The sequence below is a fragment of the Streptomyces sp. NBC_01635 genome, assembly GCF_045209715.1.
GTDB lineage: Bacteria > Actinomycetota > Actinomycetes > Streptomycetales > Streptomycetaceae > Streptomyces > Streptomyces hirsutus.
The window spans coordinates 6,929,774-6,953,061 of the sequence record NZ_CP109277.1; the positions used below are offsets into that span (position 1 = coordinate 6,929,774).

At 71.8% G+C, this 23,288-nt stretch carries 22 protein-coding genes and 1 pseudogene; 13 read left to right on the forward strand and 10 right to left on the reverse strand.

All coding sequences use genetic code 11. From position 1 onward, the window contains the following. Positions 1-38: 38 nt before the first annotated feature. A complete protein-coding gene (locus OHB56_RS32140; protein ID WP_406357078.1) occupies positions 39-377 on the reverse strand; it encodes a hypothetical protein in 339 nt (112 codons plus the stop codon). Between OHB56_RS32140 and OHB56_RS32145 the strand changes: the two are divergent. Continuing rightward, positions 324-437, forward strand: a pseudogene (locus OHB56_RS32145) (ABC transporter ATP-binding protein); the annotation flags it as partial. The gene OHB56_RS32140 and the pseudogene OHB56_RS32145 overlap by 54 nt on opposite strands. A 491-nt stretch (positions 438-928) precedes the next feature. After that, positions 929-2,314: a DEAD/DEAH box helicase gene (locus tag OHB56_RS32150; protein WP_326755375.1), complete on the forward strand. Its 1,386-nt coding sequence runs from the start codon at positions 929-931 to the stop codon at positions 2,312-2,314. Positions 2,315-2,604: 290 nt separating this feature from the next. Here the strand turns inward: OHB56_RS32150 and OHB56_RS32155 are convergent, their stop codons facing one another. Beyond that, entirely contained in the window at positions 2,605-5,439 is a 2,835-nt protein-coding gene (locus OHB56_RS32155; protein WP_406357080.1) for a SpoIIE family protein phosphatase, read from the reverse strand. 496 nt (positions 5,440-5,935) lie between these two features. Continuing rightward, entirely contained in the window at positions 5,936-6,820 is an 885-nt protein-coding gene (locus OHB56_RS32160) for a LysR substrate-binding domain-containing protein (RefSeq protein ID WP_406357082.1), read from the reverse strand. Positions 6,821-6,904: 84 nt separating this feature from the next. On the opposite strand from OHB56_RS32160, the gene OHB56_RS32165 reads away from it, so the two are divergent. From OHB56_RS32165 to OHB56_RS32175, 3 genes are read left to right on the forward strand one after another with little or no spacing between them, the layout of a single operon-like run. Next, positions 6,905-8,110 (forward strand): thiolase family protein, encoded by a 1,206-nt coding sequence (locus tag OHB56_RS32165; protein WP_406357084.1) that lies wholly within the window; start codon positions 6,905-6,907, stop codon positions 8,108-8,110. Then, entirely contained in the window at positions 8,107-8,778 is a 672-nt protein-coding gene (locus OHB56_RS32170) for a 3-oxoacid CoA-transferase subunit A (RefSeq protein WP_406357086.1), read from the forward strand. The genes OHB56_RS32165 and OHB56_RS32170 overlap by 4 nt, the downstream gene beginning before the upstream one ends. Next, entirely contained in the window at positions 8,775-9,443 is a 669-nt protein-coding gene (locus tag OHB56_RS32175; RefSeq protein WP_326755380.1) for a 3-oxoacid CoA-transferase subunit B, read from the forward strand. The genes OHB56_RS32170 and OHB56_RS32175 overlap by 4 nt, the downstream gene beginning before the upstream one ends. A gap of 226 nt (positions 9,444-9,669) precedes the next feature. On the opposite strand, the gene OHB56_RS32180 is transcribed toward OHB56_RS32175, so the two are convergent. Continuing rightward, positions 9,670-10,638, reverse strand: a complete 969-nt coding sequence (locus OHB56_RS32180; RefSeq protein WP_406357088.1) for an alpha/beta fold hydrolase — start codon at positions 10,636-10,638, stop codon at positions 9,670-9,672. A gap of 348 nt (positions 10,639-10,986) precedes the next feature. Between OHB56_RS32180 and OHB56_RS32185 the strand changes: the two genes are divergently transcribed. Continuing rightward, positions 10,987-11,436, forward strand: a complete 450-nt coding sequence (locus tag OHB56_RS32185; protein WP_326755382.1) for an SRPBCC family protein — start codon at positions 10,987-10,989, stop codon at positions 11,434-11,436. 515 nt (positions 11,437-11,951) lie between these two features. On the opposite strand, the gene OHB56_RS32190 is transcribed toward OHB56_RS32185, so the two are convergent. The 3 genes from OHB56_RS32190 to OHB56_RS32200 form a co-directional block, all read right to left on the reverse strand. After that, complete coding sequence (locus OHB56_RS32190) at positions 11,952-12,941, reverse strand: sulfurtransferase (protein ID WP_406357089.1); 990 nt, start codon at positions 12,939-12,941, stop codon at positions 11,952-11,954. Further along, positions 12,928-13,140, reverse strand: coding sequence for a hypothetical protein (locus tag OHB56_RS32195; RefSeq protein WP_406357091.1), 213 nt, complete (start codon positions 13,138-13,140; stop codon positions 12,928-12,930). The genes OHB56_RS32190 and OHB56_RS32195 overlap by 14 nt, the downstream gene beginning before the upstream one ends. A gap of 301 nt (positions 13,141-13,441) precedes the next feature. Beyond that, complete coding sequence (locus OHB56_RS32200) at positions 13,442-14,095, reverse strand: GntR family transcriptional regulator (protein WP_211273381.1); 654 nt, start codon at positions 14,093-14,095, stop codon at positions 13,442-13,444. Between the two features lie 645 nt (positions 14,096-14,740). Here OHB56_RS32200 and OHB56_RS32205 point away from each other — a divergent pair. The 6 genes from OHB56_RS32205 to ssuE all read left to right on the forward strand — a co-directional run bounded on the left by OHB56_RS32205 (position 14,741) and on the right by ssuE (position 20,229). Further along, entirely contained in the window at positions 14,741-15,637 is an 897-nt protein-coding gene (locus OHB56_RS32205) for an ABC transporter permease (protein WP_406357093.1), read from the forward strand. Then, complete coding sequence (locus OHB56_RS32210) at positions 15,601-16,377, forward strand: ABC transporter ATP-binding protein (RefSeq protein ID WP_326755386.1); 777 nt, start codon at positions 15,601-15,603, stop codon at positions 16,375-16,377. The genes OHB56_RS32205 and OHB56_RS32210 overlap by 37 nt, the downstream gene beginning before the upstream one ends. Positions 16,378-16,456: 79 nt before the next feature. Continuing rightward, positions 16,457-17,578 (forward strand): NrtA/SsuA/CpmA family ABC transporter substrate-binding protein, encoded by a 1,122-nt coding sequence (locus OHB56_RS32215; RefSeq protein WP_326755387.1) that lies wholly within the window; start codon positions 16,457-16,459, stop codon positions 17,576-17,578. Positions 17,579-17,634: 56 nt separating this feature from the next. Further along, positions 17,635-19,008, forward strand: a complete 1,374-nt coding sequence (locus OHB56_RS32220) for an LLM class flavin-dependent oxidoreductase (protein WP_326755388.1) — start codon at positions 17,635-17,637, stop codon at positions 19,006-19,008. Between the two features lie 66 nt (positions 19,009-19,074). Then, positions 19,075-19,509: an OsmC family protein gene (locus OHB56_RS32225; RefSeq protein ID WP_326755389.1), complete on the forward strand. Its 435-nt coding sequence runs from the start codon at positions 19,075-19,077 to the stop codon at positions 19,507-19,509. Between the two features lie 168 nt (positions 19,510-19,677). Continuing rightward, on the forward strand, positions 19,678-20,229 hold the full coding sequence (gene ssuE, locus OHB56_RS32230) for an NADPH-dependent FMN reductase (protein WP_406357097.1): 552 nt from the start codon (positions 19,678-19,680) through the stop codon (positions 20,227-20,229). 139 nt (positions 20,230-20,368) lie between these two features. Here ssuE and OHB56_RS32235 read toward each other — a convergent pair whose 3' ends face one another. Beyond that, the gene (locus OHB56_RS32235) at positions 20,369-20,572 is read right to left on the reverse strand and encodes a hypothetical protein (RefSeq protein ID WP_406357099.1); all 204 of its coding nucleotides are present in this window, start codon (positions 20,570-20,572) and stop codon (positions 20,369-20,371) included. Positions 20,573-20,686: 114 nt separating this feature from the next. Then, positions 20,687-21,172, reverse strand: coding sequence for a DUF3293 domain-containing protein (locus OHB56_RS32240; RefSeq protein ID WP_406357101.1), 486 nt, complete (start codon positions 21,170-21,172; stop codon positions 20,687-20,689). Between the two features lie 386 nt (positions 21,173-21,558). Between OHB56_RS32240 and OHB56_RS32245 the strand changes: the two genes are divergently transcribed. Next, positions 21,559-22,461 carry a TIGR03619 family F420-dependent LLM class oxidoreductase gene (locus tag OHB56_RS32245; protein WP_406357102.1) on the forward strand — a complete coding sequence of 301 codons (903 nt, stop codon included), beginning with the start codon at positions 21,559-21,561 and terminating at the stop codon, positions 22,459-22,461. A 295-nt stretch (positions 22,462-22,756) separates the two neighbouring features. On the opposite strand, the gene OHB56_RS32250 is transcribed toward OHB56_RS32245, so the two are convergent. Beyond that, positions 22,757-23,191, reverse strand: coding sequence for a VOC family protein (locus OHB56_RS32250; RefSeq protein ID WP_326757196.1), 435 nt, complete (start codon positions 23,189-23,191; stop codon positions 22,757-22,759). Positions 23,192-23,288 lie beyond the last annotated feature (97 nt).

Genomic DNA, 23,288 nt, shown 5'->3' on the forward strand with positions numbered 1-23,288 from the left:
GTGAGGGCATACGGATCGTTCCGCCGGGCGCCCCGGAATCAGGCTGTGATGACGTCGCTGCCGGCCCGGCCCAGGGCGGTGTGCAGCTCGGCCGGGAACGGTGTGTCGGTGATGAGGGGGTGGAAGCCGTCCGGCTCGTACGCGCGGTGCGCGGCCGTACGGCCGAACCTGCCGGAGTCGGCCGGCACACAGCGGTGCGAGGCGTCGGCGAGGACGCCCCGTTCGGTGGCGGCCTCGTCCAGGTGGAAGTCGGTCAGGTGGAAGCCGGTCAGGCCGTAGGGAGCGATGCCGCCGGAGCCTACGAAGGCGAGGTCCGCGCGCAGGTCGTCGAGGATTACCGCACGGTCACGGGCGCGGGCCTGCTCGCCGTCGGCCACGACCGCACCCTCCTGGACCACTGGTGCGACCGCACGGTCCACTGGGACACGGCGGCGGCGCCGGCGAGGAACCCGTCGTCCCGGCTGCTCACGCCGGGGCAGGGCTCGCTCGGGGCCCGGTCGGCACTCCTTGCCGACGCGATCACGCTCGGCGTCCAGGACGGCGGTGCCGGCTGGGGGAGAGGCCGGGGCGGGGCCGGTGGCTTCGGCGTCGGGACGGCGGCGGCCGCGGCCGGGGAGGCCGGACGGCTCGGGCAGCTCAGGACGGCGGCGACGTCCTGAGCAAGTGAACGTGTGCAAGTGAACCTGTGGGTGAAGGCGGAACTCGGGCCGGCGCCGAGCCGGGCCCGGTCGTGCTTCTCCGCCACGATCCACAAGGCGAGGAGGGACGGCGAAACGAAGGATGCGGGCGCCGGCGAAGGGGGAGAAAACAGTGCCGGAGGCGCATTCCGGGCCGCTGGTAAGCTGTCCCCGCGCTTCATTACACCGGGGTCCGTACCGAGCGGTACGGACCCCGGTGCGTTCCGGGCGCCAGATCAGGAAGGTGCCTCATGAACGCGAAGCCGTCGGCCTCCGGACTCTCCAGCGGTGGCACGTCCCCGCGAGTGACAGCGTCCCCGGAGGTGACCCCGGCCGCGTCCTTCGACGCGTTCGGGCTGCCGCCGGAGCTGGTGGAGACCATGGGAGAGCTCGGGGTGACGGAACCGTTCCCCATCCAGGCGGCGACGCTGCCCGACGCGCTGGCCGGCCGTGACGTCCTGGGACGGGCGCGGACGGGGTCCGGCAAGACGCTGGCCTTCGGGCTCGCTCTGCTCGTCCGCACGGCGGGCCGGCGGGCGGAGGCGAAGAGGCCGCTCGCGCTGGTCCTGGTGCCGACCCGGGAGCTCGCCCAGCAGGTGAGCGACGCCCTGGTGCCGTACGCGCGGAAGCTGAACGTGCGACTGGCGACGGTGGTCGGCGGGCTGTCGATCAACCGGCAGGTGGCGGAGCTGCGGAGCGGTGCCGATGTGCTCGTCGCGACGCCGGGGCGGCTGGCCGACCTCGTGTCGCGCCGGGACTGCCATCTGAACCACGTGCGGATCACGGTGCTGGACGAGGCGGATCAGATGTGCGACCTGGGGTTTCTGCCGCAGGTCTCGGACATTCTGGAACAGGTCCCCTCCGACGGGCAGCGGCTCCTGTTCTCGGCCACGCTCGACCGTCACGTCGAGCAACTGGTGCGGAGTCACCTGAACGACCCGGTCCACGCGTCGGTCGACCCCGGGGCGGGCTCGGTGAGCACGATGGACCACCACGTCCTGACCGTCCATCCCGCCGACAAGTACGCCACGGCGACCGAGATCGCCGCTCGGGACGGCCGGGTACTGATGTTCCTGGACACCAAGGCGGCCGTCGACCAGTTCACCCGTCATCTGCGGGCCAGTGGTGTGCGGGCCGGCGCCCTGCACAGCGGCAAGTCGCAGCCGCAGCGCACGCACACGCTCGCCCGGTTCACGGACGGTGACATCACCGTGCTGGTGGCCACCAACGTCGCGGCGCGGGGCCTTCACATCGACGCGCTCGACCTCGTCGTCAACGTCGATCCGCCGGCCGACCCCAAGGACTACCTGCACCGCGGCGGGCGCACAGCGCGGGCCGGACAGGCCGGGACCGTGGTCACCCTGGTCGCTCCCGCCCAGCGGCGCGAGGTGAACCGGATGATGTCCGACGCCGGTGTCCGGCCGACCGTCACCCCGGTGCGCTCCGGGGAGGCGACGCTGACCGCCCTCACCGGTGCGAAGCGCCCGCCGGCCGGGACGAAGGCCAATAGCGGCAACGCGCCCTTCCGCGGCCTCGGCAGCCGTCCGGGGCGTCCCGTCAAGGAGTCCCGCAAGGCCGCCGAGGCCCGCAAGGCGGCGGAGGCCCGTGCGGCGGCCCGGGTGCGCAGGGGCCGCTGACCCCGGACGGACCCCAGGTCCACGCACCGGGCGGCGCACCGGGCGGTGCCGGCGGAGTGGCCTTCCACCGGCTGTGCGTGGCCACCGCGCTGCGGGACTCCTGGGCTGTGCGACGAGGGGCCCGTTCCCGATCCGAAGTCTCGACGGCGCCATGGTCCGGGACTCCTGGTTCCACGGTGCCGCCCTCTTCACGACCTGGCTGCGTCGCCCCCTCCGGGAGGCCGTGGGCCTTCCTGTCCCTGCCCCTGACGCCGCATGACCGAGGTGTCGCAGAAGGAGGAAGGGCCGGGTCAGAGGGTCGCGTCGGACCACAGGTCGAGGACGTCGTCGCCGCTCATGCTGCCGCCGGGCTCGCCCGGAGTTCCGTCCAGTGGCTGCTCGGTCCAGATGACCTTGCCGGTCGGTGTGTACCGGGTGCCCCAGCGTTCGGCGTAACGGGCGACGAGGAACAGGCCGCGTCCGCCCTCGTCCGTGTCCGCCGCCTGGCGCAGATGGGGTGAGGTGCTGCTGCCGTCGGAGACCTCGCAGATCAGGTTGCGGTCCCGCAGCAGGCGGACGTGGATGGGGACGGTGCCGTGCCGGATGGCATTGGTGACCAGTTCGCTGAGGATGAGCTCGGTCGTGAAGCTCGCGTCCGTCAGGTCCCATGCCGCCAGCTGGCGGGTGACGTGGGCGCGGACGCTGGGCACGGCCGCGGCTTCGGCGGGCACGTCCCAGTCGGCGACCCGCTCGGGGTCGAGCACCCGGGTGCGCGCGACCAACAGGGCGACGTCGTCGTTCCCGCCGTTCGGCAGGAGGGCGTCCAGCACCGCGTCGCAGGTCTGCTCGGGAGTCCGGTCGGGGTGGGACAGCGCGCCACGCAGGATTTCCAGACCGACGTCGATGTCCCGGTCGCGGCTCTCGATGAGCCCGTCGGTGTAGAGGACGAGCTGGCTTCCCTCGGGCACCTCGAATTCCGTGGTCTCGAAGGGCAGACCGCCCAGGCCCAGCAGCGGACTGGCGGGCAGGTCGGGGAAGGACACGGTGCCGTCCGGAAGGACGAGGGCGGGGGGCGGGTGGCCGGCCCGGGCCACGCTGCACCTGCCGACGGCCGGATCGTAGACGACGTACAGGCAAGTGGCTCCGATGAGCCCCTCGTCGTCACCCTGATCGGCCCGTTCCCGGTCGAGCCGGGCCACCAAGTCGTCCACCCGGGCCAGCAGCTCGTCCGGCGGGAGGTCGAGGGTGGCGAAGTTGTGCACCGCGGTACGCAGCCGCCCCATGGTGGCCGCCGCGTGCAGACCGTGCCCCACCACGTCCCCGACCACCAGTGCGACCCGGGCGCCGGACAGTTCGATGACGTCGAACCAGTCCCCGCCCACCCCGGCCTGGGCCGGCAGATAGCGGTGGGCCGCCTCCAGCGCGCTCAGGTCCGGCAGGTCGCGGGGCAGCAGACTGCGTTGCAGGGTGACCGCCAACGCGTGCTCGCGGGTGTAGCGGCGGGCGTTGTCCAGCGCCACGGCGGCCCAGGCGGACAGCTCCTCGGCGAACAGCACATCGCCCTCGTCGTACGGTTCCGCTCGCTCCGAACGCCAGAAGTCCACCGAACCCAGCACCGTGCCGCGAGCCCGCAGCGGTACCGCGATCAGGGAATGGAAACCGTGGCCCAGGAGCTCCTCCGCGCGGTCGGGGGCCAGTGTCCGCCATCCCTCGGCGGTGCTCAGATCCGCCTCCAGCACCGCGCGGCCGCTCTTCACGCACCGTGCCTGTGGTGTGGCGTCGGGGAAGCGAACGGTTTCGCCCACCGCCATCAGCGGCAGACCGGTGTGGACGGTGCTCACGCCGGCCCGCCGCATGACGGTGCTCCGCCCGGTGGGCTCCTCGCCGCGCAGCACCTCCTCGGCCAGGTCGACGGTGACCAGGTCGGCGAAGCGCGGAACCGCCACTTCGGCCAGTTCGTGTGCGGTGCGCTCCACGTCCAGGGAGGAGCCGATCCGCGCCCCTGCGTCGTAGAGAAGGTTCAGACGCTCCCGTGAGGCCTCGGCGTGACCGGACAGAGCCCGCAACTCCGTGGTGTCCCTGAGCGTCACCACGCTCCCGGCACTCCCGTCGTCGGGCACTGCGCGTCGCTTGTTGACCGCCAGCAACCGGTCTGCCGAGAGGAGCACCTCGTCGGTGGCCGTCCGCTCCGAGGTCATCAGTTCGACGATGTCCGGGCTCAGACCCAGGTCGGTGACCTGCCGCCGCTCCGCGTCCGGCGGCAGGTCCAGCAGTCTCCGCGCCTCGTCGTTGACCAGCACCAACTGCCCGTCGTCCCCCACGATCAGCACTCCCTCCCGCACCGCGTGCAGCACCGCGTCGTGGTGGTCGTACATCCGTGTCATCTCCACCGGGCCGAGACCGTGGGTCTGGCGCAGCAGCCGCCGGCTCACCAGGGCGGTGCCGCCCGCGCACACGGCCAGCGCCCCGCCCGCGGTCCCCAGGAGCACGGGCAGCTGCTCGGCCGCCATGCCGGCCACCTTGTGGACCGTGATCCCGACTCCCACCGTGCCGACGATCGTCCCGTCGGGCCTGGTGACGGGGACGTACGAGACCACCGCGCGGCCCTTGGAGGTGTCGATCTGCTGGGTCCGGGGGGAGGTCGGCGGCTTGAGCGGGCCGACGACGGGCTTGCCGATCTTGGAGGGGTCGGGGTGTGCGTAGCGGACCCCGTCCGACGAGTACACGACGATGAGATCCACGTCGGTCACCCGCACGATCCTGTCGGCGACCGGCTGCAGGGCCTCGGACGGGTTGGGTCCGGTCATCGCCGTCAGTGTCTGAGGGGAGTACGCGAACGTCGTGGCGACGGCCCGGGACCGGGCTTCGGCCTCATGGGTGCTGTTGCGTCGGGCCTGGAGCGCGAGAGTGACCACTGCGGCGGTGATGATCAGGGCCACGACCAGGATCTGCAGCACGAACACCTGGCCGGCCACGCTCCGCACCCGGAGCAGGGGCCGCAGCCGCCCCGGGAGCCGCGCCGGCCAGGGACCGTCGTCACTCCGGTTCCGCTGTCGGCCCTCCTGCCGGTCCCGTTGCCGGCCCTCCTGCCGGTCCCCTTGCCGGTCCTCCTGCCGGTCCCGGGCCCGGCGCCGGACGGATCCCATGCGGGCGGCAAGACCCCTGAAGCCGCGGGGTGACGTGCCGGGAGGGCGACGGGAATCTGCTGTCACTGCTTCGTTCGCCTCCTCCGCGGCGATGTACGGGCCGTCCCGGCGCGGTCACCGTCCACCGGACCACCCGCCTGCCGGACCTGCCCTGCGGAAGCCCTGACATTCAGGACACCAGGAGCAAACAAGCTTCAACATGTACGTCCTGCGCATTCCATACGAACGGGTCAACGGTACTCGCTCAGGGCCCCTTCGGTCCGGTCGGGTGCGGCCGTCCGGTGCCGCCGAGCAGGGGCGGTGTGGTCGTGGCCGGTGCCGTGGCCGCCGAGGACAGTGGGAGCGGGCTCGTGTGCGCAGGGCGTCGGGCGGCTGGGTGCGGGGCGCCGGGCGGCACGGGCCGGCCACTCGGGACGGCCGCGCGACGTGAGGCGAAGCCCCGGCTGATCCTCCGGAGCGGCTGTTCCGGGAGGCCGGTTCCTGCCGGCCGTGCGCCTCAGCCGCGGACGCAGTCCTCGATCACCGAGGCGACCTGCTCGACCGCGGCCGAGACGCGGTGCGTGCGCCGGGCCAGTACCAGTTCGACCGACTCGGGGCTGGTGAGCGGTACGTAGGTCACGCCGTCGAGGCTCAGGCTCTGCACCGACTGCGGCACGAGGGCCACGCCGTGGCCGGCCGCGACGAGGACGACCAGGGTGGCCGTCTCGCCGACCTCGAGGAGCGGGGCGGGCCGGAAGCCGGCCCGTCGGCAGGCGGACAGGACCCGGTCGTACATCGAGGACCGGGACTGCGAGGGGTGGATGACGAACGGCTCGTCGGCCAGGGCCTCCAGCGGGATGCCCGGGCGGCCGGCCAGCCGGTGGTGGGACGGCAGTACGGCCACCAGCGGTTCGGACCGCAACGGTGTGATGCGGATGTCCTCCTCCGGCGCCGCGTCCCGCAGGACGGCGAGGTCGAACGTGCCGGAGAGCAGGCCCTCGACGAGCAGCGGGGTGAGGAGTTCACCCCGCAGGTCCAGGGTGACCTTGGGCAGCTTCGCCCGTACGGTGCGGGCCACCCGCGGCAGGACGTCGTAGGTGGCCGTGCCGATGAAGCCGACGGAGACCCGGCCCGCATGGCCGGTGGCCAGCTCCCGCATGTGGGTCCGCGCGCGTTCCTCCTCCGCGACGAGGGCACGTGCGTAGTCGGTGAGGTGACGGCCGGCCTCGGTCGGCTCGACGCGCCGGGTGGACCGGTTGAACAGCGAGACGCCCAGCTCCCGCTCCAGCTGCTTGATCTGCTGGGAGAGAGCCGGCTGCGCCACGTGCAGGCGGGCGGCCGCGCGCCCGAAGTGGCACTCCTCGGCCAGGGCGAGGAAGTACCGGAGCTGACGGAGTTCCATGAACCCCATTTTATAAGGCCTGCTTATGAATCGATGCCTACTAGGTCTTGGACATGATGAAGCGGGCGCTCGTACGGTGGAGGCGTGAGCGACAGTTACCTTTACGCAGCAGCACGAACGCCCTTCGGCAAGTTCTCGGGCGCCCTCGCCGAGGTCAGGCCCGACGACCTCGCCGCGGTGGCTGTCACCGGGACCCTGGCCAAGACCCCCGGGCTCGACCCGGCGGAGATCGACGACGTCGTCTGGGGCAACGCCAACGGCGCGGGCGAGGACAACCGCAACGTCGGAAGGATGGCCGTCCTCCTCGCGGGACTGCCCACCTCGGTCCCCGCCACGACCGTCAACCGGCTGTGCGGGTCCTCCCTGGACGCCGCCGTCATCGCCTCCCGCGCCATCGAGACCGGCGACGTGGACATCGTGCTCACCGGCGGCGTCGAGTCGATGACCAGGGCGCCCTGGGTCCTGCCCAAGCCCTCGCGCGCGTTCCCCGCCGCGGACGTGACCGCCGTGTCCACCACCCTCGGGTGGCGGCTGGTCAACCAGCGCATGCCGAAGGAGTGGACCGTCTCCCTGGGCGAGGCGAACGAGCAGCTGGGCGAGCGCTTCACCATCGCCCGCGAGCGGCAGGACGCCTTCGCCGCCCGCTCCCACAACCTCGCCGACGACGCCTGGAACGCCGGTTTCTACGACGACCTGGTGGTGCCCGTCGTCACGGACCGCAAGGGCACGACCGTCACCCGGGACGAGGGGATCCGCCCCGGTTCGACCGCCGAGAAGCTCGCCGGACTCAAGCCCGTCTTCCGCCCCGACGGCGTCATCACCGCCGGCAACGCCTCCCCGCTGAGCGACGGCGCCTCCGCGGTGCTCCTCGGTTCGGGTGAGGCCGCCGCACGCATCGGCACCGACCCCGTCGCCCGCATCGCCGGCCGGGGCGTGTCCGCGCTGGACCCGCAGATGTTCGGATACGCCCCCGTGGAAGCGGCGAACCGGGCGCTGAAGGGCGCCGGGATCACCTGGTCCGACGTCTCGGCCGTCGAGCTCAACGAAGCCTTCGCCGTCCAGTCGCTGGCCTGCGTGGACGCCTGGGACGTCGACCCGGAGATCGTCAACGCCAAGGGCGGCGCGATCGCGCTCGGCCACCCCCTGGGCGCCTCCGGAGGCAGGCTCCTGGGCACCCTGGCCCACCGGCTGAAGGAGTCGGGGCAGCGGTGGGGCGTCGCCGCCATCTGTATCGGAGTCGGCCAGGCGCTCGCCGTGGTCCTGGAGAACGTCTCGGGGGACAACCGATGACCACCCTGCTGTGCGACCACGCCGACGAGGCGGTGTCCGGGATCGAGGACGGCTCGACCGTGCTCGTCGGAGGGTTCGGAATGGCCGGCATGCCGGTCGACCTGATCGACGCCCTCATACGCCAGGGCGCCAAGGACCTCACCGTCGTGTCCAACAACGCCGGCAACGGCGACACCGGACTCGCCGCGCTGCTGGCCAAGGGGCGGGTCCGCAAGGTGATCTGCTCCTTCCCGCGCCAGGCGGACTCCTGGGTGTTCGACGACCTCTACCGCACGGGCCGGATCGAACTCGAGGTGGTCCCCCAGGGCAATCTCGCCGAGCGGATGAGGGCGGCCGGGGCCGGCATCGGCGCCTTCTTCTGCCCCACCGGAGTCGGCACCCTCCTCACGGAGGGCAAGGAGACCCGCGAGATCGACGGCCGCACCTACGTGCTGGAGTACCCGATCAAGGGCGACGTCGCGCTGATCGGCGCCCACCGCGCCGACCGCATGGGCAACCTCGTCTACCGCAAGACCGCCCGCAACTTCGGCCCGGTCATGGCCACCGCCGCGACCACGGTGATCGCGCAGGTCCGCGAGATCGTCGAGACCGGCGACCTCGATCCCGAAACCGTCGTGACCCCCGGCATCTACGTCGACCGTGTGGTGAAGGAGGCCGACCGCGCATGACCACGACCCGAGTGATGAACGAGCAAGGTCCGCTGAGCAAGCAGGACATGGCCGCCCTCGTGGCGCGCGACATCCCCCAGGGCGCCTTCGTCAACCTGGGCATCGGGCAGCCGACCCTCGTCGCCGACCACCTGCCCGCCGACTCCGGCGTGGTCCTCCACACCGAGAACGGCATGCTCAACATGGGGCCCGCCGCGAAGGAGGGCGAGGTCGACCCCGACCTGACCAACGCGGGCAAGATCCCGGTGACCGAACCGGCGGGAGCCTCCTACTTCCACCACGCCGACTCGTTCGCGATGATGCGCGGCGGCCATCTGGACATCTGCGTCATGGGCGCGTTCCAGGTCTCCGCCACCGGCGACCTCGCCAACTGGCACACCGGAGCACCCGACGCCATCCCCGCCGTCGGCGGAGCCATGGACCTGGCGATCGGCGCCAAGAAGGTCTTCGTCATGATGACGCTCTTCACCAAGACCGGCGCCCCCAAGCTGGTGCCCGAATGCACCTACCCGCTCACCGGCCTGCGCTGCGTCGACCGCGTCTACACCGACCTCGCGGTCTTCGACATCACCCCCCAGGGCCTCCGGGTCACCCAGACCTTCGGCACCACCCTGGACGAACTCGCCGGCCGCCTGGACGTACCGCTGATCGCCGCCGAGGCGTGAGACACGGGCCGACAGCCCGCCCGACCGTGAGCTGATGGCCTGCCCCCGACGGTCCGGGGGCAGGCCATCAGCTCACGGTCGGGCACCGCGACGCCCGGCGGACGGGAGCGGGGCACCGACCGAAGAAGCATGGACGTCGATACCTCTTCGTCCTCTTTATCCTCTTTGCCCTCCGCGAGGTCCTCTTCATCCTCCGCGAGCTCCGAGGAGATCTTCAGCGGCCGTCTCAGGTGCGGCGGGACCGGACGACCAGGGCCGTGCCGCCGGCTGCCGCGAGGACTGCCGCGCCGCCGAGGACCGCGGTCTGCTCATTCGCGCCGGTCTTGGCGAGACGGGGGTGCGAGCCGTGCGCGGCCTGCAGGATCAGGTCGGTGACGTCGTCCGGGTTGGTCTCCAGTACGGCGTGCGGGGCGTCGACCTCGACGGTGGTCGAGCCGGCCCGCTTCGCCATGAAGCGCAGGTTCTCGGTGCCGATCGTGCGGTCGTCGGTGGCCACGAGGGACCACGAGGGGATCGTCTTCCAGGCGGCCCCCTCACTCGGCTGGGTGTTCGTGGCCACGTTCGCGGGCCGCTGTGAGGCGGCCAGGGCGTTCGCCCGAGCCGCGTCGAGCCGGTTGCTCAGGAAGACGTCGCTGAATTTGTCCGGCTTGATGTACAGGTCGACATCGTGGGGACCGCCGCCGAGCGGCACGGCGTCCAGTGCGGTGGGGACGGGGGCCCGGGGGTCGTCCGTCAGATGACTGCCGGGGTGCTTGGCGACCAGCTGCAGAGCCGTCTCGCCCTTGTCCGGGGCGAACCCCGCGACGTACACGAGGGACGTGACGTTCGGGTTGCCGGCCGCCGCGTTGGTGATCACCGAACCGCCGTAGGAGTGACCGGCGAGAACGAGGGGGCCCTTGATCGACTTCAGTCGGGCGGCGAGGTAGTCGGAGTCGCCGGAGAGGCTGCGCAGCGGGTTCGCGGTGGCGACCACCGGATAGCCCTGAGCCTGGAGGCTCCGAATGACCTTGTTCCAGCCCGAGGCGTCCGCCCAGGCCCCGTGCACCAGCACGATGGTCGGCTTGGCGCCCTCATGAGGTTCGGCCCCACCGCCGCTCTCGAAGGCCACGGACGGGCCGGCGGCCGTCAGGGCCGCGGCGGGGAGGAGGACGGCCAGGGGGAGTGCCCGCCGGGCGGTATGCCGTATGTGCTTCATAACCACTCTTTCGCCGAGGGGAATGACTGCACGACGACACTGCGTTCCACCGGCTGGTGCGGCACCATGAAATGGTCCGGTCGAGTGAAGACCGCGCCGGCGGACACAGCCGCTCAGGGAGGTCACGGCAAGTACCGAAGGAGACCGTGAATCGGCGTCCGGCCCTCGTCGGGCGGATGGCGCCGCAGGGCCTCGATCGGCGCCTGCGAGCCCTCCCGCCCCAGCGGTGCGCCACCCGGTCGGGGCCGAGACGCCTCAGGCCGACGCCCTTCTGCCCGGCGCCGATCTTCGCTTCCGCGCCGGCACCGCAGCCACGGTTCGAGTGGTGTGTCTTCGCAGGGAGAGAACATGAGCACCCGGTTCGATGTCACCGTAGAGATAGACCGGCCCATCGAGGACGTCTTCGCCTACCTCGCCGACGGCCGCCACGACCCCGAGTTCAGCCCTCGCGTGCTGGAGATCGAGAAGAGTCCCGAGGGCGTCACCGACGTGGGCACCGTCTTCCACAGCACCGTCAGGGACAGTGGCATGAAGTCCCGGCGGGACTTCGAGATCAGTGAACTGACCGCCCCCACCCGTATCCGCTGGCACGAGGTGTCCCACCACTCCATCACCGCCGACGACGGCGGCTACGACCTCGAGCCCACCGCCGACGGCGGCACCCGGGTGCGCCTCTTCAACGTCCTCGAAGGGCACGGCCTGGGCAAAGCGCTCCTTCCCCTCGCGGGCAGCGCGGCACGCAAGGACGCCCCCGCCTTCGGCCGGCGCATCAAGGCCGCCGTCGAGGCCTCGGCCTGACCGGAAGTGCGCAGGCCGGCACGGGCCACCGGGCTCAGTGGGGTATGACCCGGATCGCCAGCAACCCGGCCTGGGCCAGCGGAAAGGCGGACGCCTTGTCACGGTCGACCGAGCCGTCGTTACCTAGTCCGCCACAGCTCCGGCGCGTAACGGGAACGGAGCAAGGACGTCATCGAGCGCTTCTTCCCGTACCGCCCACGCGGGCGAGGTCTCCGAACTCGCCGATGTCGTCGGGGAGGACCGCGTCGAGCACGCCGACATGCCTGATTTCCGCGACAGCCTCGCGGCCCTGCGGCCTCCCCGGCGTCCGGCAAGGACCCGCCCCGCGGGGGTTTCGCCGCGTACCGCTCCCTGCCGGCGGCTTCGCGGGTCTGGTGCGTCGTCGTGCGGAAGCCGCCGGTCCGCCCGTGGTGCCGGGACCGTTTTGGGGAAGGCTCCACGCCGTCCCGCTTGGGCGGGAGCGGATGCCGGGGGGAAATGACCCGGCACCCGCACACGGTACGGCGGGCGGCGGTTCAGCTGTTCGCGGGCGGTGTCCGAGTCATGGGCAGGGACGGGTCGGCCGACCATTCCTCGATGGATCCGTCGTACACGGTCACGTCGTCCCGTCCCAGCAGGACCAGGACGAACCCGAGCAGCGTCGCCGAGATGCCGCCGCCGCAATAGAGGAGCGTGCCGGTGTCGGCGGGCAGAGCACTGACCGCCTCCTCCAGCTCCGGGCGGGGCAGGAACCGGCCGCGGGAGTCCAACAGCCGGTCCTTGGCGGGCAGGTTGAGGCTCGTGGGGATGTGGCCGCGGCGGGTGTACCGCGTGGGCGCCCAGCCGTGGAAGGCGTCCTCGCCGAGCGCGCACACCAGGACCCGGTCGGGGCGCGAGCCGTTCATGACGTCGAGCACCTCGGACGTGTCCACCAGGGTGCCGCGCTGCTCGGCCGGCCAACCGGCGGCGGGCGCGGCCGGGTCGGCGGCGTCCAGGTCGGCCGCGGGGCCGGAGACGACCGGTCCGCCCTGGGCCAGCCACTCCTGCAGACCGCCGTCCAGGACGGCGACGGTGTGCAGGCCGATCTCCCGCAGGGCCCACCACACGCGGGTCGACCACATGCGGGAGGCGTCGTCGTAGACCACGACGCGGGAGTCCGGGCCGACGCCCAGCTCGCGCAGGGCGGCGGTGAACCGCTCGCTGTCGGGCATCGCGTAGGAGAACCCGGCCTCCGGTGAGGCGAGCGCGCCCGCCAGGTCGGCGTAGCGGGAGCCGGGAATGCGGACCCGTTCCCAGCCGTCCCGGCCGGTGGGCGGCAGGGCGGTGTTCCCCGCTGCCTCCGCACCGGGCGCGGAGGGGGCGGCGGCGTCCGTCGGGAGGGGCTTCTGCCGCACCGTGGCATCGAGCACGACGAGGCCGGGGCGGTGCAGGTTCTCCCGTAGCCAGGCGGCGTCGACCAGCGGCCCCGGCAGATCGACGGCGGCGGTCGGCGGGGCGGGCACGGCGGGGTGGTCAGGAAGCGGCATCGGTTCGCCTTCCGTAAGCGGCGGCAGGGTGGTCGGGCCGTACGCGTTGCCGGCCCGGGCCGTGGAAGCTCTCCCGCAGCGTGCTGCCCTCGTAGTCTTCCCAGACGCGTCCGCGTGCCCTCAGCTCGGGGACGACCAGGTCGATGAAGTCGCCGAAGGAGGCCGGGGGGAGGATGTCGGTGCGCGGGTGCTGCGTCACGCGACAGAAGCGGCCCGGCCGGCGAGAGCGGGACAGGACCGGCCGGCGGAGGCGGCGGCACGGTGGCAGACGGTTCCCTTGGGGAAGAACGAGGGAACGGACACGTGGGCACCGCCTTCCGAGGTCACAGAGCCCGGCTCTGGGCGTGGCCCGACGATAACAGACCCGTTCGGCGCCCCGCGTTGCCTGTGCGAACGGCGTCCTACCCGGTGGCGGGCCCTTCGTCCTGGCCCGCCACGTGTGTACCCGGTGTGTGCGGGACGCGGAGCCGGCGACGCCCGGACCGGACTCGGGACGGGACTCAGGACCGCGCGAGGGCCGCGATGCGCAGGTCCCGGGTGCGGCTCTGATGCTCGATCACGTACTGCCCGGCGGCCGCCGCGTCGCCACGGCGGACCGCGTCCAGGATCCGTTCGTGCTCCTCGACGATCAGCGCGAGGTTCTCCGGCTGAGTGGTGGTGCCGGAGTCGTACACCTTCAACTGGGCGTCCAGACGGTCCATCAGCTCGATGATCGTCGCGTTGTGCCCGGCCTCGCGCAGCGCCCGGTGCCACTGCTCGTTGAGATCCTGCAGCTCGGCGGGGTCCGCCGACGCCACGGCGCACTCGTGGACGTGGACGAGTCGGGCGAGGTCGAGCTCGGTCCGGCGGGTCGCGGCCGCCTGTGCGGCGGTCGACTCCAGGGCGATGCGCGCCTCGCAGATCTCCAGGATCTCCTGGGGAGTGCGCGTACGGACCACGTAGCCGCGAGTGGCCCGGGTCACCAAGCCCTCCTGTTCGAGCCTGATCAGCGCCTCCCGGACGGGGGTGCGCGAGACGTTGAACTGCGTGCTGAGACCCGTCGGGATCAGGACGGTTCCGGGCGGTGACTGGCCGTCGAGGATGCTCCGCCGGATACGGGCGTAGTGGCTGCCCGCGCCCGCGTCGGCGCCCCGGTCTCCCCGTGCGGTGCTCAAGCTGTTCGCTCCTCTTCCATGGCGAGGGCCGACCCGTCGGCGGCGCACGCGGAGCGGTGCTCTTTGCGGACAGGTGTTCTCGCGATTCGAGACGGCCATAGTCTGCCACTGTCTACATGTGTATACAGTTGCTTGCAGCTGAATCCGGACTTGAGCTCCGTCGCGTCCTCAGGTCCGGGTCCATGTGTTCGAGTGCATGACCCCTATACGCCTGACAGGATTTCGGGAGCTTCTGATGCATCGTGGCGCGCAGCCAGGGCGATACGCCGCCCACCCGGCGCACCCGGTAGCCGGGCTGGCCTCCCGTTTCTGCAACAGCCTGACGAGCCGTCGGCACATCGACCTCATGCGTGTCTTCAGCACGGGCTGTTGCTGATCACGCGCCTCCTCCGCCTGCCGCGTCCCGGCCGCTGAATCAGCGGCGGGCGCGGCTGCGTCCGGCCCGGTCGCAGGCGCGCCCCGCTCCGTCGTATGCCCCGGACCGCCCCGCCCCGCCCCCTACTCGGCATGGCAGGGGAGTCGGCCCCGGGCACTGCCCCACGGCCCCACAGCCCCCCCCCACGACCCCGCAGGCTTCCTCGGCTGCCGCCGCTCACCGGCCAGGCGGTCCAACGGGTGGCCGAACCACTCCTGAAGGGGATCTCCATGACCGAGCAGCTGCTGCTCGCCAAGGACCCACAACCGCACTCCGGCCCGTCCGGTCGGCCCGGCGCCGGAAAGGACCGGGGGACCGGGTCGCCCTCCGCCGCCCGCAACCGGCGGGTGCTGCTGCGCGCCGCCCGCACGGCCGGCCCCTGGGCCGTCCCCGTGCTGGTCCTGGTGGTGTGGCAGTGGACCGCCGCGGTCGGCATCCTGCCGCCGTCCATCCTTCCCGCTCCGGAAGCGGTGTGGAGGGCGGGAGCCGACCTGGCCGCCGCCGGGGAACTCCAGTTCCACATCCTCACCAGCCTTCGGCGCATCCTCCAGGGCTTCGCCCTCGGCGCGGCCACCGGTCTGATCCTCGGGTTCCTGGTCGGCATGTCCAAGGTGACCGAGATCCTCCTCGACCGCTCCCTGCAGATGGTGCGCACCATCCCGCACCTGGCGCTGGTGCCGCTGATGATCGCCTGGTTCGGCATCGGCGAGGAGCCCAAGATCCTGCTCGTGGCACTGGGCACCTTCTTCCCCATCTACCTGAACACCGTGACCGGCATCCGCGGAGTCGATCCCAAACTGCTGCAGCTCGGCCGCTCCTACGGACTGGGACGGTGGCGCCTGGTGCGCGACATCGCCGTCCCCGGAGCGATGCCCACCATCCTCTCCGGCATCCGGTACTCCCTCGGCGTCGCCTGGATGACCCTCGTGATCGCCGAGACCATCTCGGCCAGCGACGGCATCGGTTACCTCGCCCAGAACGCCCGAGAGTTGCTGCGCACCGACCAGATCGTCCTCGCCATCGTGCTGTACGCACTGGCCGGTCTGCTCGCCGACCTCCTGACCCGGCTCATCGAAAGGAGGGTGCTGCGGTGGCACCCGAACTACCGTCCCAGGGCGAACCAGTGACCCCGGCGCGGGCAGGTGCCCGGCTCGCCCTGGAGGGCCTGGGTCGGCAGTACGACGGCCGGTGGGTCCTGGAGAACCTCGACCTGGACGTCGAAGCCGGCTCGTTCGTCTCCTTCCTCGGCCCCAGCGGCGCGGGGAAGAGCACCCTGCTGAGGATCGTCGCCGGACTCGAGAAGCCGAGCGCGGGAACCGTCGGACTCCAGGGAGAAGGTCCGCAGCCGCCCATGGTGCGGATGATGTTCCAGGAAGACCGGATGCTGCCCTGGCGCTCGGTCGAGGACAACGTGCTGCTGGGAGTCAAGGGCCGCCGGGACGAGGCGCGCGCACTGCTGGAGGCGGTGGGCCTGGGCGACCGCGGTGGCGCCTGGCCGGCCGAGCTCTCCGGCGGGCAGCGACAGCGCGTCGCCCTGGCCCGCGCCCTGCTCCACCACCCCGAACTCCTGCTCCTGGACGAGCCCTTCGGAGCTCTGGACGCGATCACCCGGATCGCCATGCAGCAGCTCCTGGAACGCCTGTGGCTGGAGCAGCCGCGCACCGTCCTGCTGGTGACGCACGACGTGGAGGAGGCGCTCGTGCTCTCCGACCGCGTCCTGGTCCTGGCCGACGGCGCCGTCGGCCGCGACCTGCGCATCGACCTGCCCCGCGGGGAGAGGCGGGGCCACCCCCGCCTCGTCGCCTGGAAGGAAGAACTGCTCCAGGGCCTTCTCGCACCGCACTCCACCGCCCCGGCCGACGTCTGAGCCCGCGACAGCACGCCCCCGCGGCCGCGCCCCGCGCATCCGCCCACCCGAGCAACGCCCCACCGAGAAAGAACCGACCGTGACCGTGAACCGCCCGTCCGCCCGTTCGATCACCGGAGCCTCGCCGCTCCTGTCCGGCAAGCTCTCGCGCCGCGGTGTCCTGGCCGCGGGCGGCCTCGCCGCCCTCGCCCCGGCCCTGGCCGCGTGCGGCGGTGGATCACGGCCCGGCTCCGCCGCCCTCGCCGACGGCGTGCCGCAGAAGCTGCGCTACGCGGTCATCGGCAGTGGCAAGACCGGCATCCCGGCGGCGCTGCGCTACAAGTTCGAGGGCGCGGACCTGGGCAAGGAACTCGGCGGCACCACCGTCTCCTGGCCGTCCGGGTTCACCGCCTCGCTGCCGGTGATGGAGGCGCTCAAGTCCGGCAGCGTCGACTTCACCTTCGCCACCGCCACCGCCGTGGCCTACGCCATCGGCGGCGGCGTGCCCATCGTGCCGCTCGCCGCCTACCCGCTGCCCTCCAACGAGGTCGAGATCCTGGTCCCCCAGAACTCGCCCATCCAGGGCGCCGCCGACCTCAAGGGCAAGCGGGTCGCCGACCAGCAGGGCACCACCGGCACCTACAGCCTCATCAAGTACCTGGAGACCGCCGGCCTGCGGCTGGACGACGTCGAGTACGTCAACCTGCCCGCCGCCGACGCCGAGTCGGCGTTCGCCAACGGCAAGGTGGACGCCTGGATCAGCTGGACCCCGGCCATCAGCCTGGGCCGCGCCCGGCACAAGGCACGCTCGTTGCCGAAGGTCAGGACCTACGACTACACCTTCTACGTGGCGAGCGAGTCGTTCGTCGAGGAGTTCCCCGAGGCCGCCGCGAAGGTCGTCCGTGTCATCCGGGACACCCAGCGCCGCATCAACGCCCGCCCCGAGGCGGCCGTCGAGTTCTTCGACAAGATCGGCGGATTCGGCTCGGAGGACCTCGAACGCAAGGTCTTCCTCGAGGTGACCAAGGACAAGCGTCAGTCGGAGTCCCTCGCCGACACGCTCGGACCGGTGGACAGCAAGGCGAGCGAGAACACCCAGGACCTGGCCGACAACTTCCACGACCTGGGCGTCTACCCGTCGAAGATCGACGTGACCGGGTTCCTGGAGGACTCGCGGTTCGACGCGATCAAGAAGACGGTGGCCGCCGAACTGGCCAAGTGACGGCCCCGGCGTACCGCACGAGACAGCGCATGACAGCAGGGAAGAGAGAACACGCAGTGAGCACCCCCCAGAACAAGATGCACCTCGCCGCCTTCGTGACCGCGGGCCCCGGCCGGCCGGGCGGCTGGCGCCACCCCGGATCCGAGCCCGGCTGGCTTTCCGCCTCCTACTACCAGCACATCGGCCGCGTGCTGGAGCAGGGCAAGTTCGACCTGATGTTCCTCCCGGACATCCTGTCCGTGCCGGACCGCCTCGGCGGCAGCATGGACAGCCAGCTGCGCTACGGCGCCCTCGGCTCCCTGCGGCTCGACCCGACGCCCGTGCTGTCGGCGGTCGCCGCCGCCACCACCCACCTGGGCCTCGCCGCCACGATCTCCACCAGCTACTTCGACCCCTTCCCGGTGGCGCGCTCCCTCTCCACGCTGGACCACCTCAGCGACGGACGCGCCGCCTGGAACGTGGTGACCTCCTTCCAGGACTCCGAGGCCCGCAACTTCGGCGAGGACCGGCACATCGACCGCGACCAGCGCTACGCGCGGGCCGACGAGTTCCTCGAGGTGGCCTGCAAGCTCTGGGACAGCTGGGAGGACGACGCCCTCGTCTTCGACGCCGAGACCCCGCTGTTCGCCGACCCCGACCGGGTCCACAGCATCGACCACAAGGGCGACTGGTTCACCGTCCGCGGCCCGCTGAACACCCCGCGCTCGCCCCAGGGCTACCCGGTGATCATCCAGGCCGGCGCCTCCCCGAAGGGCCGCGACTTCGCCGCGCGCTGGTCGGACGTCATCTTCTGCAGCCACGCCTCGCTGGAGTCGGCCAAGGACTTCTACCAGGACATCAAGGCCCGCGCCGTGGCCCACGGCCGCCGTGCCGAGGACGTCAAGATCCTCCCCATGGCGACCCCCATCATCGGCCCCACCACCGAGGCGGCCCGGGAGACCGAGGCGCGCCTGTTCGAACTGGTCCCGCCGCTGGCCGGCCTGTCCACCCTCGCCTACCACCTGGACATCGACCTCTCGGAGCTGCCGCTCGACGAGCCGCTGCCCGACGTCGACGTCCCCGGCGTCCAGGGCCACTACCAGGAAGTCGTGGAGATGACCCGGCGCGAGGGCCTGACCCTGCGCGAGCTGGGCAAGAAGTACGGCGGCCGCACCGAGGGATCGTTCGTCGGCACCGCCGCCGAGGTCACCGACGGCATGGCGCAGTGGTTCACCGAGGGCGCCTGCGACGGCTTCACCATCGGGTCCGTCCACACCCCGGGCGCCTTCGAGGACTTCGTCCGCCAGGTCGTGCCCGAGCTCCAGAACCGCGGCCTGTTCCGCACCGAGTACGAGGGCACCACTCTGCGCGACCACCTCGCCCTGGACCGCCCCGAGACCGGGCAGTGGCACGACCGCCGCCACGGCAACGCCGACGGCGACAACGGCTGACCCCGCCCTTCGTACACCGGAACCCGCACACCGGAACCCGCACAGCGACGCCAAGGACCTCACGGCATGACAGCAGCAGGCGACATCACGAGCATCACCGGCCGCACCACCGACACCCCGGGGCGCCTGCTGGTGACCGCCCGGACGAACCACTTCGTCTCCGACGCCCGCACCGGCCCGGGAGAGGCCGTCCAGGCAGGAGAGCTGCTGCTGTCCTCCCTGGCCTCCTGCTCCCTGAGCAACATCCAACTCCATGCCGAGGAACGCGGCTCGGGTCTGACCGGGGGCCGGGCCGAGGTCAGCTACCAGCGGGACCCGCAGGACCCCACCCGCTACGCGTACCTGCGGATCGAGCTGCTGCTCGAGGGAGTCGACCAGGACGAGGCCGATGTCCTGGTCGGGCTTTTCACCGACAGTTGCCCGATCTACAACACCCTGCGCCGGGGCGGCCACGTCGAGGTGGCCGCCCGGGTGCGGGAACCGCTCGCCGACACCGCCTGAGAACCGGCCGCCCCTCCCCGAAGCCGGGGCCACGCCCTCGGGCGCAGCCCCGGCACTCACCGGCACTCACCAGCACGTCCGCGAACCAGGTGACGGGCCGGCCCGCCCCCGGCCTGCTCCACCGCATTCCCCCCCCCCCCCCGCACGTACACATCCGAGGTGATCACCGTGGCCACCATCCTGTCCGTCTCCGGCAGCCCCTCCGCCGCATCCCGCACCGCCCGCCTGCTGCGCCACCTGGACGCGCGACTGACCGCCAGAGGCCACGAAGTGATCCCACTGGACGTGCGCACCCTGCCCGCCGAGGCGCTGCTCGGTGCCGACTTCGGCCATCCCGCGGTCCGCGAGGCCACCGCCCTGTTCGAACGTGCCGACGGCGTGGTGATCGGCACCCCCGTCTACAAGGCTGCCTACTCCGGCCTGCTCAAGTCCCTTCTCGACCTGCTCCCGCAGTACGCCCTGACCGGCCGGACCGTACTGCCCCTGGCCACCGGCGGCTCCACCGCCCACGTGCTGGCCGTCGACTACGCACTGCGCCCGGTCCTCGCCTCGATGGGCGCCGAGCACATCACCCCCGGCTGGTTCGTCCTCGACAAGCACCTGGCCACCGCCCCGGACGGCACCCTGGACATCGAACCGGAGACCGCCCGCCACCTCGAACGCGTCGTCGACGGCTTCGCCTCCGCCCTGGAACGCAGCGCCCTCCAGCCTGCTGCCTGACCGCCCCCCCGCCGGCCACAGCCGGTGGTCCGAACCCGGCCCGACCGCACGCCCGGAGGGAGGCGGCCCCTGCGCGCCCTCGGCTCCGTCTTGTCGCGGATGGCGTTGCGGATCGAACGGCCCCCGGCGCATCGCGACGTCAGTCCGTGCCGTCCACCCAGGAGCGAGCCAGGCGGCGCAGCGGAGACGTCCTGTCCCACACGTGCCAGCGCGCACCGCACAGGGGATCGGTCTCGTACGTCACCTCCGCCGGGAATCCGTCGGCTCTGACCCGCTCGGCCGGTGGGCCGGTGAGAGTCCTGCCGCAGCGAGGACAGTGGTCCGGGGTTCGCATGGGGTACATGCCCATCGTCATCACTCCTGCCGTGCAACGGCGTTCGGGTACGTCAGCGGTCGTCGAAGCGGCGGCCCGACGGGGCGTCCCGGCGGCCGTCACCGGTGCCGTCGGCGGGGGACGTCACGGCGTCCGGCCGCTCCGGGCGAACGCCGCCCATCCACTCACGGTGGCTGTGTCGCTGTAGCACGCCGACACACGCCATGCGTCGGGAGTCCAAGCGAAGACCGCGTCCTGGCCGAAGTGCCGCCCCAGTTCCCGTGCGGCGTCGTCGCTCAGGCCGGCGACGGCGACGCTCTCCTCGACGTGCGTGCCGCACGCGTCGCCTCCTGCCGCGGGCCACCAGGTGAGCCGCTGCCGGTCGAGCTCGTCGAGCAGCAGGCCATGGGCACGGGCGTTGTGCTCGGCGGAGACGGTACGTCCATAAGGATTCCAGGCCGTGATCACATGAAGGGCGGCGTTGCCGGCCGGTTCCGGGAAGGATCCCTCGGTCGTGCCCGGCGCACGCGGTTCGACCCGTACGGTCCGGTCGTGGAGGTGGATGTCCACGACCGCGTGGCGGTAGAGCTCCCAGTTCTGGGGCGTGCTGGATGTGTCGGGGGCGTGCACGAGGGCCTCCTGTGGAACGAAGGACCCCCTTACACGTCATGCAGGGAGATCGCTGTCTGCTCCCATGGGGTCATGGGAGCACGGTGTTGTCCGGAAGGCGGGTCGCGTGGTGCGCGGGACGGCCGACCGGTCGTTTCCCCCGGTCGCGCTCGGCCGGGTTTGCTGAGCGGCAAGTTGTCACGATTCCGGTCCCGAGGCAAGGGGGGCCGGATCACAAGGGCCGCGTAACGGTCGTCGCCGGCGTCGCCCATGCTGTGTCAACTACGCACGGCGCGCCGAATGTTGAAGGCGCAAGGACCTGCCTAGGGTGGGCTTCGCCCGATGAGGATCATGCCGTTGCGAAGCCGAAGGGCCGCGCCCGGCAGCGACACAGTGTGAAGGATGCCATGAAGATAGGTTTCGCCTTACCCCAGTTCCACCACCAGGCGTACGGCATCGCCGAGACGGGCACGTTCGCCTCCGCGATCGAGGAGGCCGGGGGTGCCAGCCTGTGGGTGGGGGACCGCAACCTGGCCGCGGTCCGTCCCGTCGTGGGCTACGGCGGACAGGGCAACACGATCCCGGAGGAACTGAACCCCGCGGCGGACCCGTTCGTCCTCCTCGGCGTCGCCGCCGCCGCGACCAGCCGGGTGCTGCTGGGCTCTCATGTCCTGGTCGCCCCGCTCTACCCGCCCGTCCAGCTGGCCCGGTCGCTGACGACGATCGACCTGATCAGCGGCGGACGCCTGCTGCCCGGTTTCGGGGTCGGCTGGTCTCCCGAGGAGTACCAGGCGGCCGGTCTGGACTTCACCTGCCGCGGTGCCCGCATGGAGGAACTGCTCGACGCCCTCGACGCCATCTGGACCACCGACCCGGCGCGGTACGAGGGCGCGCAGCTCTCCGTGCCCGAGCACCACTCGCCGCTGAAGCCGGCCCGGAAGCCGCGTCCGCCCTTCTACCTGGGCGCGATGTCCGAGCGCGCCCTGCGCCGTGTCGCCCGACGCGGTGACGGCTGGCTGCCGCTGATCGTCGTCCCCAGCTACGTCGACGTCGACGGACTCGTCGCGCAGCGCTCGCAGTTGGACGAACTGGCCCGGCAGGACGGTCGTGATCCCCAGGCGATCGACACCGTGCTGCGGGTGAACATCGACGCCGGCACGAGCACGGAGCGGGTCGCCGACACCGTCAAGGAGATCCACGAGCGGACGGGCATCGACCACTTCATGATCGACTCGATGTACGACGTGGGCACCGTCGACGGGTCCCTCGAGCACGCCCGGGAGATTCTCCAGCTCGTGGCGAAGGGCTGAGCCCGCTTCGTCCTGGCGGGCCGGCACCAGGAGGTCGGCGTGCGTCGGCCCGGTGGTGCGGCCCGGTGGTGCGGCGCAGCCGCGGGCTCGCGGTTCCGACGAGGTCCGCTCGCCGGAACCGCGAGCCCGCGGTTGCGCCATGACGAACTCTGCCGCCTCGCCGGGGCCGGTCGACCACACCGCAACGAGACCGCGTGCGTCCTCACGGTCCGCGGATCGAAGCGGGGCCCCGCGGCGCCTGGAACATCGGCCGGCGACCTGCGCCACAGCGCCCTGACAGGTCGAGGGCGGTTCCTCAGTCGAGACAGAACTCGTTGCCCTCGATGTCCTGCATCACGAGGCACGACTCGTTGTCGTCATCGGCAAGCAGCAGCCGTACGCGTACCGCGCCGAGCGCGACCAGTCGTGCGCACTCGGCCTCGAGTGCGGCGAGGCGCTCTTCCCCCACGAGCCCGGTGCCGACCCGCACGTCAAGATGGAGCCGATTCTTGGCGGCCTTGCTTTCGGGCACGCGCTGGAAGAACAGTCGCGGGCCCGCGCCCGAGGGATCAGCGCATGAGGCGAACGCCGGACCCTGATGCTCAGGGGGCAGTGCGCGATCGGAATCGTCCCAAGTGGCAAACCCCTCCGGCGGCGGTGCGACGTACCCCAGCACCTCGCACCAGAAACGAGCGACGCGCTCAGGTTCTGCGCAGTCGAAGGTGACCTGGAACTGCTTGATCGATGCCATTGGCCCACCGTAGTGGCGCGTGCTGTTCACCGGGACCCCGGAGGTCAGCGTCTCGCGGTCGGCGGCCGGGCAGCCGGCCGGGTCGACCGGCATGGCG

What these genes read in the sequence shown, in the direction of transcription:
- OHB56_RS32170 (WP_406357086.1), top strand. Translation starts at nt 8,107, where the DNA reads ATGACCACCCTGCTGTGCGACCACGCCGACGAGGCGGTGTCCGGGATC.
- OHB56_RS32245 (WP_406357102.1), top strand. Translation starts at nt 21,559, where the DNA reads ATGAAGATAGGTTTCGCCTTACCCCAGTTCCACCACCAGGCGTACGGC.
- OHB56_RS32250 (WP_326757196.1), bottom strand. Translation starts at nt 23,191, where the DNA reads ATGGCATCGATCAAGCAGTTCCAGGTCACCTTCGACTGCGCAGAACCT.
- OHB56_RS32175 (WP_326755380.1), top strand. Translation starts at nt 8,775, where the DNA reads ATGACCACGACCCGAGTGATGAACGAGCAAGGTCCGCTGAGCAAGCAG.
- OHB56_RS32225 (WP_326755389.1), top strand. Translation starts at nt 19,075, where the DNA reads ATGACAGCAGCAGGCGACATCACGAGCATCACCGGCCGCACCACCGAC.
- OHB56_RS32150 (WP_326755375.1), top strand. Translation starts at nt 929, where the DNA reads ATGAACGCGAAGCCGTCGGCCTCCGGACTCTCCAGCGGTGGCACGTCC.
- OHB56_RS32180 (WP_406357088.1), bottom strand. Translation starts at nt 10,638, where the DNA reads ATGAAGCACATACGGCATACCGCCCGGCGGGCACTCCCCCTGGCCGTC.
- OHB56_RS32155 (WP_406357080.1), bottom strand. Translation starts at nt 5,439, where the DNA reads ATGGGATCCGTCCGGCGCCGGGCCCGGGACCGGCAGGAGGACCGGCAA.
- OHB56_RS32235 (WP_406357099.1), bottom strand. Translation starts at nt 20,572, where the DNA reads ATGTACCCCATGCGAACCCCGGACCACTGTCCTCGCTGCGGCAGGACT.
- OHB56_RS32160 (WP_406357082.1), bottom strand. Translation starts at nt 6,820, where the DNA reads ATGGAACTCCGTCAGCTCCGGTACTTCCTCGCCCTGGCCGAGGAGTGC.
- OHB56_RS32205 (WP_406357093.1), top strand. Translation starts at nt 14,741, where the DNA reads ATGACCGAGCAGCTGCTGCTCGCCAAGGACCCACAACCGCACTCCGGC.
- OHB56_RS32185 (WP_326755382.1), top strand. Translation starts at nt 10,987, where the DNA reads ATGAGCACCCGGTTCGATGTCACCGTAGAGATAGACCGGCCCATCGAG.
- OHB56_RS32190 (WP_406357089.1), bottom strand. Translation starts at nt 12,941, where the DNA reads ATGCCGCTTCCTGACCACCCCGCCGTGCCCGCCCCGCCGACCGCCGCC.